The organism is Pseudomonas sp. DWP3-1-2 (assembly GCF_049896285.1).
Taxonomy (GTDB): Bacteria; Pseudomonadota; Gammaproteobacteria; order Pseudomonadales; family Pseudomonadaceae; genus Aquipseudomonas.
The window spans coordinates 1045451-1062432 of record NZ_JAFCTZ010000001.1; the positions used below are offsets into that span (position 1 = coordinate 1045451).

The window sequence follows — 16982 nt, forward strand, 5'->3', positions numbered from 1 at the left end:
CCGTCATCGGGCCGATATCGCGGCTAAATGACGGGGGTGGTACGGGCTTGAATCACTTACTTGGTGAATTCCGTTTTCCAGTAGCCTTCTACGCGATCAACCAGCGACTTTGGCAGAGCCACATAGTCCAGCGACTCGGCTTGTTTCTGACCGTTTTCCAGCGACCATTTGAAGAAGTCGAAAGCAGCAGCGCTTTTCTCTTCGTTCTTGGCTTTTTTGTACATGATGATCCAAGTGGTGGCAGTGATTGGCCATGCAGCCTCACCTGGAGCGTTGGTCATGATCAGGTTGAAGTCTTTGGCGCTTGCCCAATCGGCTGTGTCCGCAGCTGCAGCGAACGCCTTGGCGTCAGGCTTGATGAACTTGCCGGCAGCGTTTTTCAGCTGGGTGTAGGACAGTTTGTTGGTAACAGCGTAGGAATACTCGACGTAACCGATCGAACCCTTGATCTGTTTCACGTAGGCAGAAACACCTTCGTTACCCTTGCCACCCACACCGGCTGGCCAAACCACTGTCGAACCAAACTTCAACTTCTCGTTCCACTCCGGGCTGACTTTGCTCAGGTAGTTGGTGAAGTTGTAAGTGGTACCCGAACCATCCGAACGGTGAACAACGGTGATCAGAGAATCTGGCAGCTTCACGCCGGAGTTCAATTCAGCAATAGCTGGATCGTTCCACTTCTTGATGTCGCCCATGAATATCTTGGCGATGGTTGGGCCGTCCAGCTTCAGCTCGCCGCTTTCCACGCCTTCAACGTTGACGATTGGCACGATACCGCCGATCACGCTTGGGAATTGACCCAGGCCGCCTGCAGCCAGGTCTTCTGCAGACATCGGGGCATCGGATGCGCCGAAGTCAACAGTCGCTGCCTTGATCTGAGCGATACCGCCACCCGAACCGATGGACTGGTAGTTGATACGGTTGTCAGCGGATTTGCTGTAGTCCTGGGACCACTTGGAGATAACCGGAAAAACGAAACTCGAACCAGCGCCCGTTACGTCAGTCGCATGGGCCACACCGCTCAGGCACAGCGAAGCGATCAGAAGCGACAAGCGTTTTTTAGTCAGCAGTATCACGGCAATACCTCAACAAGAGAATTTTGGTGGTCCTTCCATGGGGAGGCCCGAAGCGGATTTAATCCTTACAATGTTGCGGTTTCATGACAATCAGTCGAGTTGTGTCTTTTTCAGCGATTTTTGTAGGTGATTTCCTACACGTAAAACTCCTCGACCCCTGGGTTTAGCCCAATGAATTCAGGGGTTTTTCTGCGTTCCTGACGATCGGCACCCGTCGAAACGCAATAGCGGCCTAACGACATCATCGAGCAGGTTTCTCCCTTGGACACCTGCTGTAATAAGGCACCACGAACCGGGTCAGCCCCCCTCTGTCTGATTACGCTTTACGCTTGACGCGGTTTTGGGGGTCCTATCGCAATCTGACTATTGAGGGGTGGTATTAACAAAAGGTAACAGGCAATCAACACATAGGCCCTTCTTGCCTCCCCGAGAGATGTTGAGCGCATGCGATCGAGAGCCTGCCGCCGGTCGGACGTAGCGGCACCTCCATGACGGGTTGAGCACCTAAACCAATGCACAGCCCCAATAACAATGGAGACTCGCATCATGCTCAAGAAAAGACTGACAGCCCTCGCCTTGTCCGGATTGCTGACGACTATTGCCGGCACTGCAATGGCGGGTTCCACAGGGCCGACCGATCCCGAGGACAACGCTCCGAAAGTCCCCCTCAATAAAAACACCGACGGCACCAGCCCCGGAGCCAAAGGCACCAGCCCAGGCGTGAAGGGTATGGATCATGAGCCCGGCCAGAAAAGCATGGACGGCGACACGGGGAACGGCGGCGGCATGAGTAACGAACAAGGCATGGGCGGCAGTGGCGGCGGTGGTGAGGGCGGCGGTTCTGGCGACGGAAAATAACGTAACTGCCGCACTCCACCTGGCGCCGAGGGAACGCCCGTCAGGCCGAGGCTGACCTGAATGACTTCCGGGCGATTGTGGACGGCTCGATTCCGCGGCCTTGACGCCGAGGTAAATCCGGCGATTGCGCAGTGTCATTGATACTGCGCGGTCGCAACCTCAAGGTCACTTCTGCCGCAGTCCTCGACCTGGGCCAGCTCCCACTGCACGTAACACACCACGACTGGCATGCCATGCTCAGCGCAGAAATCCAGCCAGCGTAACTGGTTGTCCTGTAAGCGGTCGCCAGGGCCTTTGACTTCGATCATTCGGTAACGCTGCTGCGCCGGGAAAAACTGGATCAGGTCGGGCATGCCGGTGCGGTTGGCCTTGATGTCCAGCAACAGCCGCCGAAACCAATGGCGCAGGTGCTCCACCGGCAGGCACAGCAATGCCTGATCCAACAGTTGCGGGGTCAGCGCACCCCAGAACACGAACGGCGATTGCAGACCGAACTTGCTCAGGTAATGTTCGCGAATAGTGGCCTGCCACGCGTCACTGTCCAGTTGCGATAGACAGGCATCGAACAGGGCAGCGCGGCGTTGATAAAAATCAGGGCTGTGAAGATCGGCAGGTCCACTGTGGAACGGATGGAAGAATGCCCCCGGCAATGGCGCAAAAATCGCAGGCCAGCACAGCAGGCCGAACAGCGAATTGATCAGGGTGTTTTCCACGTAATACACGGGCCCCCCCTCCTCTTCCAGATGCCGCTGGATCAGTTGCTCGACCCGCATGATCGGAGACGGTGCAAGGCACAGGTCCAGCCGCGGCACCTTACGCACCATCCGTCGTCCCTTCACGGCCACACTGAGCTTGCGTTGCAGGCGCGGGAGGATGCGCAGCAGATGCTGTTTCTCGGCGTCGTTTTCCGGGCTCGCCTGGGCCTGTTCGAGCAAGGTCATGGCCCGGGAGTAGTCGCCGCTGCGCTCCAGCACACGAATCCGCCGGGATCGTGCGCCCGGATACCGGCTCTGCTCATACACCCTCAACGCCAGCGGCCAATCCTGCATCCGCTCTGCCTGCTGCCCGATCTGAAACAACAACTTGCCGCGACGCATGTTCAACCATGGGTTGGCGGTAGTGATGGCGATGGCCGATAACGCCAGCTCCGTGAGCGCTGCAAGCGCCGACGCTTCATCCAGAGCCTGACGACAATCGTGCAGCGCCACACAGGTGTCGATGTCCACGCGCTCGGTGATGCCTCGAGAGTGCGTGGAAAACTCGACTTTCTCGTAGCGGTAGATGCCCAGGTCGGCCAGGACGAACTCCGACCACTCCTGGTACAAGTTGCCGAAATACAACAGACGCAGGCGATCACACACCGGCATGACCGTCAGCTGGAACGCTTTGTCGTCCAGACCCGCGAACCATTCATCCAATGTCAGGGTCGACTCATGCAATGGCTGTAGACGCGCGAGCAGCTCGGCTTTACGTTCGGTGCCCTTCATGCCATGGGCCTTGAAACACAGGTTCAATTCCGGTTTGCGCAAAAGGGTGAAGAGCTGTTCGAGACTCAGCGTCGGCCGAGGATCGACCCAGCCTGCCGCGAACAACGGCGTGGCCGCCAAGTGGGTATCGCCGATTTCTTCGTAGTCGAGCTTGCTGGCCCGGAACAACGTGCCCTTGCGCATGACCATACGCACCAGCAAGCCTTGGGCTGGCTGTGGCAACGCGTGGAAGGTCGTAATGAACTGCCGCTCCTGCTCATCGAGCAAATCGTCATAGCGCTGGCTGATCCAGGCCAGAACCTGACGGAAGTTATCGAGGTAGTAGAACGGGTTTTCCAGATCAGACGTACGCACGGCCAGGTTCACGCAGGGGAAAGAGAGTCTAAGGATACTGGTTATCCGTACAGATTCCAGTATCAGAACCGGCGGTCGGATCAGTGGCAGGGGTACAGCGCCCTTGCCACGGTCAGGCTTCACCCGCGCAGGGTATAGAATCCCTCGAAGCGCCTGTTTTTTGGAGAACGACATGCACATCCACACTGCCCCGCTGATCTATCTCGCTGGCTTTGACGTGTTCCGCCAGGACGCCATCGAACGCGGTAATTACCTCAAAGCACTCTGCAGCGCCCATGGTCTGGAAGGTCTGTACCCGTTCGACAACGAAGTCGCCCCGCAACTGTCCCCTCAGGACACCGCAAGTGTGATCTGCACGATGAATATCGCCATGATCCAGCGCTGCTCGGCCGTGCTGGCCAACCTGAATGTGTTTCGTGGCCTGGAACCCGATTCAGGTACCGCCTTCGAAGTGGGCATGGCGGTAGCGTTGAACAAGCCGGTCTGGGCGTATTTCGAGCCGGTGGCATCCTTGCGGGATCTGGTTCCCCATGATGGCAACGGCTGCGATGCCCAGGGTTATGTGGTGGAGGATTTCGGCCTGCCGCGCAATCTGATGATGGCGTGTACCTGGGCCGGAGCCAGTTCAACGGTGGAACTGGGCGTCGAGGCGCTGTCCCTGTATCTGGCATCAGTTCAACGATGAAGAACCCACGTCGTTGCCAAAGATCGGGTCCAGCTTGTCCGAGTCGCTGAACTCATCCAGCCCCAGCACATCCAGATCCAGATAGCCTTCCGGGTCGGTATCTTCGTCGGCGTCGGCGTCATTGAGGGGCGACTGATCGCCGCCGAAATGATGGTCCGTGTGGGCGAAAAGCGGCAGCAATGCTCCAGGGTTCAGCGGATTAAAGTCAGTTTGCATCGTGGTTTGCTCCTGATCGCGGTCCTCAATCGGGCGTGTCAGTTACGCCTGTATGAGCCACAGGCTAACCCAGCGGGAGAAAAAAGGGAGCCACCGGATTCACACCCCGTTCAAAAATTCATGAGGCGCCTGCCGCTGGACAAAAACCTGCATTGCCTCTAAATGGCACCCAACGCATTGAATCTCTTGTCACTGAACCTCTCAAATAACGTACCCACTGCTGCACGAGAGAGGAACGCCCCGTGGACCCGCTCAAGATCGCGACCTTCAACATCAATGGCATCCGTGCGCGCTTGCCGATCCTGCTGGAATGGCTGGAACGCGAAGCCCCGGACGTGGTGTGCCTGCAGGAGCTCAAGGCCGCTGACCTGGCTTTTCCCATCGGGGATATTCGCGATGCCGGCTACGGAGCTATCTGGCAAGGGCAATCTTCCTGGAACGGTGTGGCCATCCTCGCCAAGGGCATGGAGCCTCTGGAGATCCGGCGCGGCCTGCCGGGGAACGAAAAAGACAGCCACAGTCGCTATCTGGAAGCCGCCGCCCACGGGGTGATTGTCGGTTGCCTGTACCTGCCCAATGGCAACCCACAGCCGGGGCCAAAGTTCGAGTACAAGCTGGCGTGGTTCGAAAAACTGATCGAACATGCCGCCGCCCTGTACGAAAGCGGTCATCCGGTGGTGCTGGCCGGCGACTACAACGTCGTGCCGACGGATGATGACATTTACAACACGCGTTCCTGGCTCAAGGATGCGCTGCTGCAACCCCAGAGCCGCGAATGCTTTCAGCGGCTGTTGGCCCAGGGCTGGACAGATGCCCTGCGCGCCCGCTACCCGGATGAGCGCATCTACACGTTCTGGGACTATTTCCGTAACCACTGGAAGACCAACTCCGGGCTAAGAATCGATCACCTGCTGCTCAACGCCGAAACCACAGCGCGCATGACGGATGCGGGCGTCGACCGTTGGCCCAGAGACCTGCCCCACGCCAGCGACCACGCGCCCACCTGGGTGGAGCTGGACATGGGCGATTGAACATCCCCCCGCTTTGAAACCAACGCCGCCAGAACCGGCGTGGGTCAGCCCATTGCCGCCAAACCTGTAGCCAGGCTTGGAGCCAACGGCAGCAGGGGGAGAACCGTGGCCTGATAAGCGTGGTACAGGTCCGGCTTGCCGGCCCAGATATCGGCACTGGGCTGGTTTTGCGGGTTGAGTTCGTGATGCCAGCTACCGTGTTGAAGATCCATGAACCGGGTCTCGTTGAATTCCCAGAAGCGGCGATACCAGACTTCGTACTGCGCTTCGTCGGTGCGCTGCAACAAGGCCGCCGCCGCAGCGGCCGCTTCGCAATGCACCCAATGCAGACGATGGCGCACCACCGGGCGGTTCTGCCAGTCCAGGGTGTAGACAATCCCTGGCAAGCCATCCACGTCCCAGGCATTTCGGCAGGCATTGGCAAACAACTGCTTCGCATCCGCCAATAACCAGGTCGGCGTCGGCAAGTGAGCCCGTTGCCGCGCGGCTTCCAGATGCAGCACCAGTCGTGCCCATTCGAAGGCGTGGCCGGGCGTGGTGCCAAACGGACGAAAACCGTCGGCGGGATTGTCCTGGTTGTAATCGGGCCAGGGCACCCAGCCCGGACTGAAATGCTCGACCACTTGAAAATCATTGGCTGCGGCGTGGCCGTGAATCACTCGCTCGACGATCCGCAGCGCGCGATCCAGCCATTGCGCATCGCCGGTCACATCGGCCAGCGCCAGGAATGCTTCGGTGCTGTGCATATTGCTGTTGGCGCCACGGTAGTGCTCTTCGCCGCTCCAGTCCCGGGCGAACGATTCGCGCATGGCGCCCTCTTCTTCGCTCCAGAAACGCTGCTGGATGACCTGGATCGCATCCGATAACAGCTCATGGGCACCTGCTCGCCCGGCCACCACCGCAGAGCTGGCCGCCAAGGCCACAAACGCGTGCAGGTAGGCTTGTTTGTCTGTCCTGGCGTTTTCACCCAGAGGCCCACTGAACCAGCCACCGTGTTCGGCGTCCCGCAGTGGACCGGCAAGGGACGCGATGCCGTGATCCACCAATGCGGCGCAACCTGGGATGCCGCGCACATGGGCCATGGCGAAACTGTGGGTCATGCGGGCGGTGTTCATGGTTTCAGCACCTGCGTCCCGAGGCAGGACGCCGCGCTCATCCAGATTGCCGAACCCCTGGGCCAGACGCGAGGCTTTGGCGAAGCCCAGCAGGCGTTCGCCTTCCCGAGCCAGCCATTGGTGGTGAGCCGGCGCGCGCAGCCAACTGCTGAAGGTGTGATTTTTATTGTCCATGGAAGCTGTTTCGCCTCTGTCGATAGTCCCAAGGCCGGGATGACCGACCGTGGCGAATCATGCCCGGCCCGGACTGCCAGCGGCAAGCGGCCCATAAAAAGAACGTTGGGTGAGATCACCGGCGATGACGTTCTCGGTGGCCATCAACGCCGCCTGTAAAGCACGGACGATGCTGCGCGTGAGCCACATGACTCGGCCAATGGTTTGAGACTTCGCGTATTGCATTTCGGCGTTACGCTTCTTGAGCTTGGGGACTTAACCATTCACCCGGCTGAATCAGGCGTTCTCCGACGAACGATCACGCTCAAACCCACAATCTGCTTGTCTAGACGTCAAGTGCCTGACGTTTCCACGACTGTTCAGGCAGGTTTCGAGGAGGTTTCGTCATGTATCTGGAAGGATCTTGCCATTGCGGTGAAGTCGAGTTCAGTCTGAACAGCGCTCACCCCTACCCTTACCAACGCTGCTACTGCTCCATCTGCCGCAAGACACAGGGCGGTGGCGGCTACTCCATTAACCTGAGCGGCGATGCAAGGAGCTTGAAGGTCAAGGGCCGAGCCAACATCGGGGTTTATCACGCCAGAATCCGCGAAGGTCATCACGTGCGTATCAGCGGCGACGAGCGCAACTTCTGCAAACTGTGTGGCAGCGGCCTGTGGCTGTTCAGCCCCGAATGGCCGGAGCTGATCCATCCATTCGCGTCCGCCATCGATACCCCGCTGCCGACGCCACCGGAACACACCCATCTGCTGCTTGATTCCAAGGCGTCATGGGTTGAAGTGCAGGCACACGAAGGCGACAAACTGTTCGACGGTTACCCTCAGGAGTCCATCGCCGCCTGGCACGAGCGGCTGGGCCTGGTCCGTTGAGGGCGCCCGCCCTGTGATAAGGCGTCGACCACGCCATGAGCCGTGGGAAATATGCGGGCGTTGCACGGCTCCAACCGGGTGATGGTTCCCGAGCCTGCTTATAACTGTTCTGAAATCTCGATCAGGTTCAAGTCCGGGTCGCGCACGTACACCGAGCGAATAGGGCCGGTGGCGCCGGTGCGAATGATCGGTCCTTCGATGATCGGCCACGGCGCTGCATTCAGACGCTCGATAACCTGCTCCAGGGGGATCGCCGCGATAAAGCACAAATCCAGCGCACCCGGCACCGGCAGGTGCGCTTTGGGCTCGAACTCATGACCGCGTAGGTGCAGGTTGATCTTCTGGTGGCCGAACCGGAACGCCGTGCGCCCCGATCCGAAGCTTTCCAGCTGCATGCCCAGCACACGTGTGTAGAAATCCGTCGTGGCATCGCCATCGACAGCCGTCAATACCAGGTGGTCCAGATGATCAATCATCGACGAGCTCCTTTGCGTGCATGGCTTTTCAGTAGCGTTGCGGCAAACGCGGTTTTTCCGGTTTTACGGGCGAGGGAATAAACCTCGGCGGGCTTCGTCGTACAGGCTCAAGAAATTGAACTCACCTGAACGAGATGCTCATCATGAAAACCATCGCAATTGCCTTCACCTTACTCACCCTGGGCAGCGCTGCCACTGTCGCTAACGCCGGGCTCAAGCCCCAGCCCGATGTCGAGGATTACACCTATGCAACGAAACTGGACATCGCCAGGGTCGTCAGCACCCCGCAACTGAATTTCTGTGGAGTACAGCCTGTGGAGATGATCTACATCGATCACATGGGCCAGCCCCATACGCTGCGTTATGAAGTCAATGGCACAGGCTGCCTGGGGGACAATTGACCCTTGGCCCATCAGCCCGCCGCCAACTGCCAAAGACGCGCCAGGTCCCGAGCCCGGTCATGTAACAAGTCAGGTGCGTCACGACAGGCCTGCTCCAGGGTCATTGGCCCGCTGGCCAACGCAAACGCTGCGCTGATTCCGTGTTCGTACAAATCGGCGTAGCCCTCGCCCAGGGTTCCGGCCAGCACTATCACCGGCACGCCTGCCCGCCGGGCGATGCGCGCTACGCCAAAGGGTGTCTTGCCGCGCAAGGTCTGGGCGTCGAACCGGCCTTCACCGGTAATCACCAGATCCGCGCCTTGAAGCACACGGTCCAACCCGGTGAGGTCCGCCACCACCTCAACACCAGGGCGAAAGGAGGCTTTCAGGCAGGCCTTGGCGGCGAAGCCCATGCCGCCCGCCGCCCCGCAACCTGGCTCGTCACGCCAATCGCGCCCCAGAACCTGGGCGCAATGATCGGCAAAATGCCCCAATGCAGCATCCAGTTGCACAACCTGTTCCGGGGAAGCGCCTTTCTGCGGCCCGAAAACATGGCTGGCGCCGTGAGGTCCGCACAACGGGTTATCGACGTCGGCCGCAACTTCAAACTGCACGTCGGCCAAGCGTGCATCCAGATTCAGCAGATCAACATGGGCAACGTGCGCAAGCGCCAGTCCGCCCGGCGCCACGGGCAAACCATCTACGTTCAGAAACCGCGCCCCCAGTGCCGACAGCATGCCACTGCCCGCATCATTGGTCGCGCTGCCGCCAATGGCCAGAATGACCCGCGTCGCGCCAGCATCCAGCGCGGCGAGGATTAATTCGCCAGTGCCTCGGGTGCTGGTGATGCGGGCGTCCCGCTGGTCCAGAGTCAACAACTGCAAACCGCTGGCCATGGCCATTTCGATGATGGCGGTACGGCTTGATGCCAGCCAGCCCCAATGTGCCTGGACCGGCTCGCCCAACGGCCCGCTCACAGGGGCGGTCATCAGTTCCCCGTCACACGCCGCGAGGACCGCTTCGATGGTGCCTTCACCACCGTCTGCCATCGGGCACTTGATCAGCTCGGCATCGGGCCACACCTCGGCCAGCCCGGAGGCAATGGCATCGGCGACGCCTTGTGCGCTCAGGCTGTCCTTGAAGGAATCGGGGGCGATGACGATTTTCATGCTGTTCTCCGTAAGCGCAATGTCGCGATGCTCTCGTTGTTAGCTGATAGGCCCATGCTCAGGCGCGCTCACTCCAGCGGCGCAAGCCTTTCACGGCTGTTACTCAGGTGTGTCCACATGGCTGCGCGGGCAGCATCGGGGTCTTGACGGCGAATGGCGCTCAGAAGCGCTTCATGCTCCAGGTTCGCCAGATAGCCATGATGAGCAAGATTAGCCCCCGCCCGCTCGCTGGAGGCGATGCGGCTGCGGGGAATGATCGCACTGCCAAGGTGCTGCATGATCTCGGTGAAGTACGGGTTACCCGTCGCTTCGGCGATCAGCATATGAAAGCGTTTATCCGCCGCCACGCAGCTGTCTTCCTTGGCCAGCAGGTCCTGATAATCATCAAGCGCCTGACGCATGGCCAGCAGTTGCACGTCGGTACGGCGCAGCGCTGCAAGGGCCACCGCCTGGGTTTCCAGGCCGATGCGCAACTCGATAATGTCGCGCACGCTCGCTGCGGTTTCGACTTTCAGGCGCAACCCGGTGTGATCACTGCGTTCCAGGACGAACGTCCCGACGCCGTGATGGGTTTCCACCAGCCCCGAAGCCTGCAGTTTGGAGATGGCTTCGCGCACCACCGTGCGACTGACACCATGCTCGCGGACGATTTCGCTTTCCGAAGGCAGTTTGTGGCCGGGGGGAATCTTGCCCAGCAAAATGCGCTGGCTCAGATCCGACACCAGATCGGTGGCCAGATTGTGTTGGCGGCGCCTGGGAACCGGCCGGGTCGGCACTTGCATGGGCGGACATATCCTGAACAGCGAATGTGTGAATGGGTCTGGAGCAGTGACTCTCAACCTGAAGCTACCGGGCTTTTAGTGAGGCACCCGGTGGCATCCTGAAGCATTGTGCAGCCAAACCCTGTGCCCGGCATCCAGTTTCTGCGGGGAGTGCCACGCGGAGTCACTCGTTCAAATCCGGTGCTGAGCATGGGCATTCGCGTGATGGCCTAATCAGCAGACATCTCCATCTCCGGGCTGAGGGTGCCGAGCCAGGTCACCAGCCCCATGATCATCACAGCCATCGACAACTCTACAATCACGCTGCGCCGCAAGGCGTTAATGGCGACAGGCCGTATCGGGTGAGTCCTGACGCAGTCGTCAATTGCCAGGATATTCAGCGACGACTTGATCGGTGCCCGTTCGGGTCTGACCTATCACCTGATACGGCTGCCTGGTCTGGCCGTACTCCATCCCGGGCGAACCTGCGGGCATACCCGGCACCGCGACACCGACGAGGTCGGGGTGATTCTTCAGGTCGAGAATCTGTGCTACGGGTACATGCCCTTCGACAAATTTTCCGTCAATCATCGCGGTATGACAGGAGGCCAGCCGGGGGGCGACGCCGAGGCGCTGTTTGACTTCGCTCATGTTGGGCTCGACATGGTCGCGCACGCTGAAGCCATTGACTTCAAGATACTTTATCCAGTCCTTGCAGCAGCCGCAGCCAGGATCGCGGTAAACGTCGATGACGTCACCGGCTTGTGCCGCTCCGGTCATGAAGAGTGTTGTGAACAGAGCGGTACGCAAGCGGGTATTCATAGGGGTTCTCCAGTCTAAAGATAACGTTTACCGACAGCAGCAACCGCCGCCGTTTTCGCCACAGCCCGAGGATTTCTTACTCGCTACGCTTTCCACTGTCGCCAATTGTGCGGGATAGCCGGCGTCCTGCAGGGCTGCAAGCAGCGCATGGCTGTCCGACTCGCCGCTGACCGTCACACGCCCGGATTGTAGATCCACGGTTACGTCACTGACGCCTTCAAGGGGGCGCAGCGCTTGGGTGACATGTTTGACACATGAACCACAGGTCATGCCCTGGACTGTCAGTTCAACCGTTTTCATGGGTGAATCCTCGCAACAACGTTGATCGTGGAAAGACGGGCGCATGAAACTTTATGCGCCATTGACCTATCCTCAACCTTGCCGCCATGGCAAGGTCAAGCAGGATACCCATGACGTTCTGAATGGCCGTGTTGCTTTGATTGCCCCTGAGCCCACAGCGAGTGAGACTCGAAAACACACCGGCGCACTGTCAGGCGCCCGGCGGGATCAGCATCAGTAACTTGTATGACAAGTGAAGTCTATTAGCTGCCGTGAAATAACCACAACGCGGTTCTGACTCATTTTCAGGTGAGCCGGATCAATCCTTGAACGGCACTCTGCGAACCCAAAAGGCACCATTTGCCGCCTTAATTCAGCAGAACCACCCCGTAACAGCCCTTCTCCACCCTCCACCTTTTTTTCCGCGCGAAAAAAACTGACAAAACGTCTCTGCTCACCCTTGCGTCAGCAAGCGTTACTTGTATGATGTCTGGCAACACGAGCAGCACAGCCTGTACAAGACCCGCATAAAAATAACGAGTGGGAGATGGCCTCAAACATGAACACCCTCAATAACGAAACGGCGCACAAAGCCCCTGTCATCACCAGCATGCAAGTGGTGCCAGTCGCCGGGCACGATGACATGTTGCTCAACCTGAGCGGCGCTCACGGTCCGTTTTTCACCCGCAACATCGTCATCCTCAAGGACAACGCCGGGCACACCGGAGTCGGTGAAGTGCCGGGGGGCGAACGCATTCGCCAAACCCTGGAAGACGCCCGGCAACTGGTCGTCGGCAGCCCCATCGGTACCTATCAGAAAATCCTCAACAACGTGCGCCAGGCCTTCGCTGAGCGCGATGTCGGCGGGCGCGGGCAACAGACGTTCGACCTGCGAGTGACCATTCATGCCGTAACCGGTCTTGAAGCCGCGTTGCTCGACCTGCTCGGCCAACATCTGGACGTGCCGGTCGCCGCTTTGCTGGGGGAAGGCCAGCAGCGCGACGAAGTCAAAATGCTGGGTTACCTGTTCTACGTCGGTGATCAAGGCAAGACTGATCTGGCCTACCGCAGCGAGCCGGACGCCGATAACGACTGGTTCCGGCTGCGTCACGAGAAAGCCCTGACCGCCGAGGCCGTGGTGCGCCTGGCCGAAGCAGCCCATCAGCGCTATGGCTTTCAGGACTTCAAACTCAAGGGCGGCGTGCTCAGCGGCGACGATGAAATCCAGGCGGTGACGGCCCTGGCCGAACGCTTCCCCGAGGCGCGCATCACGCTGGACCCCAACGGGGCCTGGTCCCTCAAAGAAGCCATTCGCCTGTGCCGTGATCAGCACCACGTATTGGCCTACGCCGAAGACCCTTGCGGCGCGGAAAACGGTTATTCGGGTCGTGAAGTCATGGCGGAATTCCGTCGGGCCACGGGCCTGAAGACCGCCACCAACATGATCGCCACCGACTGGCGGGAAATGGGCCATGCGATTCAGTTGCAATCGGTGGATATTCCCCTGGCCGACCCGCACTTCTGGACCATGCAGGGCTCGGTGCGCGTCGCGCAGATGTGCAACGAATGGGGCCTGACCTGGGGCTCGCACTCCAACAACCACTTCGACATCTCCCTGGCGATGTTCACCCATGTGGCGGCCGCCGCACCGGGCACCATCACGGCCATCGACACTCACTGGATCTGGCAGGACGGCCAGCGCCTGACCAAAGCCCCGCTGCAGATCGTCGGCGGATGCGTGCACGTACCGAAGAAACCTGGCCTGGGCGTCGAGCTGGACATGGATCAGGTGCACAAGGCCCACGAACTCTATAAAGGCATGGGCCTGGGTGCCCGGGATGACAGCGTGGCGATGCAATTCCTGATTCCCGACTGGAAGTTCAACAACAAGCAGCCTTGTCTGGTGCGTTGAAAATCTGATCAGGCGATCTTTTTTGCAGGTTTGAACCGGCAGGCCGCAGGTGCATACCTGCTCGCGATGCGGTCTGTGACTAAGCCTGTTTTTCGACTGATCGGGTGCTATCGCGAGCAAGCTCACTCTTACAGTTTACGTGGCTGCCGCTGGATAGCAGCGAGTCAGCCACGTTCAACTTTTGCCAACCTGGCACGCGGCGCACAACCCCCTTGTGCGCCGTTTTTTCTTCCTGCACAACGGCCGTGATAAGGTTCTTCAACCTTTTGTCTCGATGCCCTGCCATGTCTCATATCGCGCGCACCCACCCCCGTTTGAGCATTGCCGCTGGCGTGGGCCTGATCGCGGGTGTCGCCTCCGCCATTCTTGCCCCGAATAGTTCATTGACCACTCAGTGCCTGATCGCCTGGAACGTCGGCGTCTGGCTCTACCTGGCGTTGATCATGCTGCGCACCTTTCGCACCAACGCCGAGGATGTGAAGCGGATTTCCCAGATCGAGGACGAAAACGCCAGTCAGGTACTGTTCACGGTCTGCATCGCGGCCCTGGCGAGCCTGGCGGCAATCATTCTGGAACTGGCGGGCAGCAAGGCAATGACCACGGATGCCCGAGCCCTGCATTACGCGTTCACCGGGCTGACCGTCGTGGGTTCATGGCTGGTGACCGGGGTGATCTTCAGCCTGCATTACGCGCGACTGTTTTATACCTGGAAAGGCCAGGAACCTGCCCTGCGCTTCCCGGACGGAGAATTGCATCCCGATTACTGGGATTTTCTGTATTTCTCGTTCACCCTCAGCGTCGCGGTGCAAACCTCCGATGTGGGCGTTGCCACCCATGGGTTGCGCAAGACCGTGCTGGCCCAATCCCTGATCGGCTTTGTGTTCAATACCGCGATACTGGGGTTTTCCATCAATATCGCCGCCGGGCTGTTCGGCTGAGGTCAGCACTGACCCAACAGGCAGTTTCACTGCCCGGTGATCTGGCGGTAAGGTGAGCGTACCCCCTGAAAACTTTCCTTGTTCAAACGAGGCGAATCCCGAATGACGCAACGTGCTCTGATGAGAATTGCGGTGCTCGATGACTGGCAGTCCGTAGCCCGCGACGTAGTGGACTGGTCAGTGCTGGACAGCATTGGCGAAGTCACTTTCCTTCATGAATTCCCCGCCGACACCGACACCATGGCCACGCGGCTGGAGCCCTTCGATGTCATTTGCGTGATGCGCGAACGTACCCCGTTCGATGAGCCGCTGCTCAGCCAGCTACCGCATCTGAAACTGCTGCTCACCGGCGGCATGCGCAACGCGGCGATTGATATAAAGGCCGCCGGAAAACTGGGCATTCAGGTGTGCGGCACCGACAGCTACAAGCATGCCGCGCCGGAACTGACCTGGGCGCTGATCATGGGCATTACCCGCAATCTGGTGGGGCAAGCCAATTCCCTGCGCAGCGGACAATGGCAGGTGGGTCTGGGCAGCGACCTGCACGGCAAGACGCTGGGCATTCTCGGGCTGGGCAGTATCGGTAAATGGATCGCCCGCTACGGACAGGCCTTCGGCATGAACGTTATCGCCTGGAGTCAAAACCTCACCGCCCAGGCGGCTGCCGAATCCGGCGTGACCTACGTCAGCAAACAGCAATTATTCGAACAGGCCGACGTGCTCTCGGTGCATCTGGTCCTCAGCGACCGCAGCCGCGGCCTGGTGGATGCCCAGGCCTTGAGCTGGATGAAACCCGGCGCTTTTCTGATCAACACGGCACGCGGCCCGATTGTCGATGAAGCGGCCTTGATTGAGGCCCTTCAGGAACGGCGCATCGCCGGCGCCGCACTGGATGTGTTCGGCATTGAACCGCTGCCGGCCGATCATCCGTTTCGCACTCTGGACAACGTGCTCGCCACCCCGCACATCGGTTACGTCACGGCCAACAACTACCGCACGTTCTTCAGCCAGATGATCGAAGATATCCAGGCCTGGGATGCAGGTGAGCCCATTCGGGTACTGTCCTGACGGCGTGTTGTTGCCCAGTCGACACAAAATCAGCAAGCGTCTGCAATAAAACACCGTTTCGCCGACAAGGATGTCTGGCTTTATCACTTCGTAAAGGAGCTTCACCATGACCCAGCCTCGATTCGACCTCGACAGCGTTCTGCTGGTCATCGACATGCAATACGACTTCATGCCCGGCGGCGCACTGGCCGTTAACGAGGGCGATACCCTGGTGCCGTTGATCAATCGCCTGGGCGAACAGTTTCGCGGCGTGGTCATCACCCAGGACTGGCACCCGGCCGGGCACATCTCATTTGCCTCCAGCCACGCGGGCTGCGCAGCGTTCGAGACCACCACCCTGCCCTACGGCCCGCAAACACTGTGGCCGGACCACTGCGTACAAGCGAGTCACGGCGCGCAATTGCATGTCGACCTCCACCTGCCCCATGCGCAACTGATTTTGCGCAAGGGCTGCAATCCTCACATTGACAGCTACTCCGCTTTCCTTGAAGCCGACCGCAGCACCCCCACAGGTCTGACAAGCTACCTGAAGGAGCGCGGCGTCAAACAGGTCTACGTGGTCGGTCTGGCGCTGGATTACTGCGTCGCCTGGTCGGCGCTGGATGCCAGGGCCGCTGGCTTCACCACGGTGGTCATTGAAGACGCCTGCAAGGCTATCGACATGCACGGCTCACTGGACAAAGCATGGCGGGACATGCGCTCAGCAGGCGTGACCCGGATGGCCAGCAGCCAGTTGCTGAGCTGATCCGGCACCGCGTTGCGGGGAGCCCACGGGCTCCCACTGTTCTCACCCCAGCGCAAACGCTTTCAGCGTCTCGCCCTCAAGACGGTAGCGAACCCACTCGTCCTGCGGTTGCGCACCGATGGATTTATAGAAGTCGATGGCGGGCTGGTTCCAGTCCAGCACGCTCCATTCGAACCGTCCGCAGCCGCTGTCCCAGGCGATCCTGGCCAGATACCGCAACAGTGCCTTGCCTGCGCCGACGCCCCGCTGTTGCGCCGAAACGAACAGGTCTTCCAGGTACAAACCCTTGCGACCGAGCCAGGTGGAATAGCTCAAGAAGTACACCGCAAAGCCTATCGGCTCATCGTCCAGCAGGCAGATCAGGGCCTTGGCCGGGGATGGTTCGTCGAACAGGCTGCGCTCGATATCCGCCACGCTGGTCATGACTTCGTGTTCGGCCTTTTCGTAAATGGCCAGCTCAGTGATAAAACCCAGAATTACCGCTGCATCGGCTCGGGTCGCTTCGCGAATCTGAAGGGGCAAAACAGTTCTCCTTTTTATGAATTGGGCATGGCTCGATGGCGAACG

The 16982-nt window shown here is 59.7% G+C and carries 19 protein-coding genes and 1 pseudogene; 9 read left to right on the top strand and 11 right to left on the bottom strand.

What is annotated here, in order from left to right; all coding sequences use genetic code 11:
* Positions 1–56: 56 nt before the first annotated feature.
* Positions 57–1076, bottom strand: coding sequence for a phosphate ABC transporter substrate-binding protein PstS (pstS, locus tag ACP7B0_RS04880; protein ID WP_426139806.1), 1020 nt, complete (start codon positions 1074–1076; stop codon positions 57–59).
* 546 nt (positions 1077–1622) lie between these two features.
* Between pstS and ACP7B0_RS04885 the strand changes: the two genes are divergently transcribed.
* Entirely contained in the window at positions 1623–1934 is a 312-nt protein-coding gene (locus tag ACP7B0_RS04885) for a hypothetical protein (protein ID WP_426139807.1), read from the top strand.
* 134 nt (positions 1935–2068) lie between these two features.
* Here ACP7B0_RS04885 and ACP7B0_RS04890 read toward each other — a convergent pair whose 3' ends face one another.
* Entirely contained in the window at positions 2069–3811 is a 1743-nt protein-coding gene (locus ACP7B0_RS04890; protein ID WP_426140074.1) for a VRR-NUC domain-containing protein, read from the bottom strand.
* 136 nt (positions 3812–3947) lie between these two features.
* On the opposite strand from ACP7B0_RS04890, the gene ACP7B0_RS04895 reads away from it, so the two are divergent.
* On the top strand, positions 3948–4460 hold the full coding sequence (locus ACP7B0_RS04895; protein WP_426139808.1) for a nucleoside 2-deoxyribosyltransferase: 513 nt from the start codon (positions 3948–3950) through the stop codon (positions 4458–4460).
* On the opposite strand, the gene ACP7B0_RS04900 is transcribed toward ACP7B0_RS04895, so the two are convergent.
* A complete protein-coding gene (locus tag ACP7B0_RS04900) occupies positions 4446–4676 on the bottom strand; it encodes a hypothetical protein (RefSeq protein ID WP_426139809.1) in 231 nt (76 codons plus the stop codon). The two genes, ACP7B0_RS04895 and ACP7B0_RS04900, sit on opposite strands and share 15 nt — an antisense overlap.
* Before the next feature lie 242 nt (positions 4677–4918).
* Here ACP7B0_RS04900 and ACP7B0_RS04905 point away from each other — a divergent pair, with 242 nt between their 5' ends.
* A complete protein-coding gene (locus ACP7B0_RS04905) occupies positions 4919–5707 on the top strand; it encodes an exodeoxyribonuclease III (protein WP_426139810.1) in 789 nt (262 codons plus the stop codon).
* A gap of 44 nt (positions 5708–5751) precedes the next feature.
* On the opposite strand, the gene ACP7B0_RS04910 is transcribed toward ACP7B0_RS04905, so the two are convergent.
* Positions 5752–6996, bottom strand: coding sequence for an AGE family epimerase/isomerase (locus tag ACP7B0_RS04910; RefSeq protein WP_426139811.1), 1245 nt, complete (start codon positions 6994–6996; stop codon positions 5752–5754).
* A 386-nt stretch (positions 6997–7382) separates the two neighbouring features.
* Between ACP7B0_RS04910 and ACP7B0_RS04915 the strand changes: the two genes are divergently transcribed.
* A complete protein-coding gene (locus ACP7B0_RS04915; protein ID WP_426139812.1) occupies positions 7383–7865 on the top strand; it encodes a GFA family protein in 483 nt (160 codons plus the stop codon).
* 98 nt (positions 7866–7963) lie between these two features.
* On the opposite strand, the gene ACP7B0_RS04920 is transcribed toward ACP7B0_RS04915, so the two are convergent.
* Positions 7964–8341, bottom strand: coding sequence for a VOC family protein (locus tag ACP7B0_RS04920; protein ID WP_426139813.1), 378 nt, complete (start codon positions 8339–8341; stop codon positions 7964–7966).
* A gap of 143 nt (positions 8342–8484) precedes the next feature.
* On the opposite strand from ACP7B0_RS04920, the gene ACP7B0_RS04925 reads away from it, so the two are divergent.
* Positions 8485–8742, top strand: a complete 258-nt coding sequence (locus ACP7B0_RS04925) for a DUF2790 domain-containing protein (RefSeq protein ID WP_426139814.1) — start codon at positions 8485–8487, stop codon at positions 8740–8742.
* Between the two features lie 11 nt (positions 8743–8753).
* Here ACP7B0_RS04925 and ACP7B0_RS04930 read toward each other — a convergent pair whose 3' ends face one another.
* From ACP7B0_RS04930 to ACP7B0_RS04950, 5 genes and pseudogenes are all read right to left on the bottom strand, one after another.
* Positions 8754–9890, bottom strand: a complete 1137-nt coding sequence (locus ACP7B0_RS04930; RefSeq protein WP_426139816.1) for a glycerate kinase — start codon at positions 9888–9890, stop codon at positions 8754–8756.
* 68 nt (positions 9891–9958) lie between these two features.
* Positions 9959–10672 (bottom strand): FadR/GntR family transcriptional regulator, encoded by a 714-nt coding sequence (locus ACP7B0_RS04935; RefSeq protein ID WP_426139817.1) that lies wholly within the window; start codon positions 10670–10672, stop codon positions 9959–9961.
* A gap of 209 nt (positions 10673–10881) precedes the next feature.
* Positions 10882–11001, bottom strand: a pseudogene (locus ACP7B0_RS04940) (copper homeostasis membrane protein CopD); the annotation flags it as partial.
* A gap of 31 nt (positions 11002–11032) precedes the next feature.
* Positions 11033–11473 carry a DUF411 domain-containing protein gene (locus ACP7B0_RS04945; RefSeq protein WP_426139818.1) on the bottom strand — a complete coding sequence of 147 codons (441 nt, stop codon included), beginning with the start codon at positions 11471–11473 and terminating at the stop codon, positions 11033–11035.
* A gap of 27 nt (positions 11474–11500) precedes the next feature.
* Complete coding sequence (locus tag ACP7B0_RS04950) at positions 11501–11773, bottom strand: heavy-metal-associated domain-containing protein (RefSeq protein WP_426139819.1); 273 nt, start codon at positions 11771–11773, stop codon at positions 11501–11503.
* A gap of 538 nt (positions 11774–12311) precedes the next feature.
* Between ACP7B0_RS04950 and gudD the strand changes: the two genes are divergently transcribed.
* From gudD to pncA, 4 genes are all read left to right on the top strand, one after another.
* Positions 12312–13664, top strand: a complete 1353-nt coding sequence (gudD, locus tag ACP7B0_RS04955) for a glucarate dehydratase (protein WP_426139820.1) — start codon at positions 12312–12314, stop codon at positions 13662–13664.
* Between the two features lie 284 nt (positions 13665–13948).
* On the top strand, positions 13949–14602 hold the full coding sequence (locus ACP7B0_RS04960) for a DUF1345 domain-containing protein (protein WP_426139821.1): 654 nt from the start codon (positions 13949–13951) through the stop codon (positions 14600–14602).
* Positions 14603–14704: 102 nt separating this feature from the next.
* Positions 14705–15670, top strand: coding sequence for a D-2-hydroxyacid dehydrogenase family protein (locus tag ACP7B0_RS04965; protein ID WP_426139822.1), 966 nt, complete (start codon positions 14705–14707; stop codon positions 15668–15670).
* A gap of 106 nt (positions 15671–15776) precedes the next feature.
* Entirely contained in the window at positions 15777–16415 is a 639-nt protein-coding gene (gene pncA, locus ACP7B0_RS04970) for a bifunctional nicotinamidase/pyrazinamidase (protein WP_426139823.1), read from the top strand.
* A 42-nt stretch (positions 16416–16457) separates the two neighbouring features.
* Here pncA and ACP7B0_RS04975 read toward each other — a convergent pair whose 3' ends face one another.
* On the bottom strand, positions 16458–16937 hold the full coding sequence (locus ACP7B0_RS04975; RefSeq protein WP_426139825.1) for a GNAT family N-acetyltransferase: 480 nt from the start codon (positions 16935–16937) through the stop codon (positions 16458–16460).
* Positions 16938–16982 lie beyond the last annotated feature (45 nt).

Bases quoted from the DNA above. Each gene is read 5' to 3' on its own strand.
- ACP7B0_RS04885 (WP_426139807.1), top strand. From the start codon at position 1,623: ATGCTCAAGAAAAGACTGACAGCCCTCGCCTTGTCCGGATTGCTGACG.
- ACP7B0_RS04895 (WP_426139808.1), top strand. From the start codon at position 3,948: ATGCACATCCACACTGCCCCGCTGATCTATCTCGCTGGCTTTGACGTG.
- ACP7B0_RS04900 (WP_426139809.1), bottom strand. From the start codon at position 4,676: ATGCAAACTGACTTTAATCCGCTGAACCCTGGAGCATTGCTGCCGCTT.
- ACP7B0_RS04910 (WP_426139811.1), bottom strand. From the start codon at position 6,996: ATGGACAATAAAAATCACACCTTCAGCAGTTGGCTGCGCGCGCCGGCT.
- ACP7B0_RS04915 (WP_426139812.1), top strand. From the start codon at position 7,383: ATGTATCTGGAAGGATCTTGCCATTGCGGTGAAGTCGAGTTCAGTCTG.
- ACP7B0_RS04920 (WP_426139813.1), bottom strand. From the start codon at position 8,341: ATGATTGATCATCTGGACCACCTGGTATTGACGGCTGTCGATGGCGAT.
- ACP7B0_RS04925 (WP_426139814.1), top strand. From the start codon at position 8,485: ATGAAAACCATCGCAATTGCCTTCACCTTACTCACCCTGGGCAGCGCT.
- ACP7B0_RS04930 (WP_426139816.1), bottom strand. From the start codon at position 9,890: ATGAAAATCGTCATCGCCCCCGATTCCTTCAAGGACAGCCTGAGCGCA.
- ACP7B0_RS04935 (WP_426139817.1), bottom strand. From the start codon at position 10,672: ATGCAAGTGCCGACCCGGCCGGTTCCCAGGCGCCGCCAACACAATCTG.
- ACP7B0_RS04945 (WP_426139818.1), bottom strand. From the start codon at position 11,473: ATGAATACCCGCTTGCGTACCGCTCTGTTCACAACACTCTTCATGACC.
- ACP7B0_RS04950 (WP_426139819.1), bottom strand. From the start codon at position 11,773: ATGAAAACGGTTGAACTGACAGTCCAGGGCATGACCTGTGGTTCATGT.
- gudD (WP_426139820.1), top strand. From the start codon at position 12,312: ATGAACACCCTCAATAACGAAACGGCGCACAAAGCCCCTGTCATCACC.
- ACP7B0_RS04960 (WP_426139821.1), top strand. From the start codon at position 13,949: ATGTCTCATATCGCGCGCACCCACCCCCGTTTGAGCATTGCCGCTGGC.
- ACP7B0_RS04965 (WP_426139822.1), top strand. From the start codon at position 14,705: ATGACGCAACGTGCTCTGATGAGAATTGCGGTGCTCGATGACTGGCAG.
- pncA (WP_426139823.1), top strand. From the start codon at position 15,777: ATGACCCAGCCTCGATTCGACCTCGACAGCGTTCTGCTGGTCATCGAC.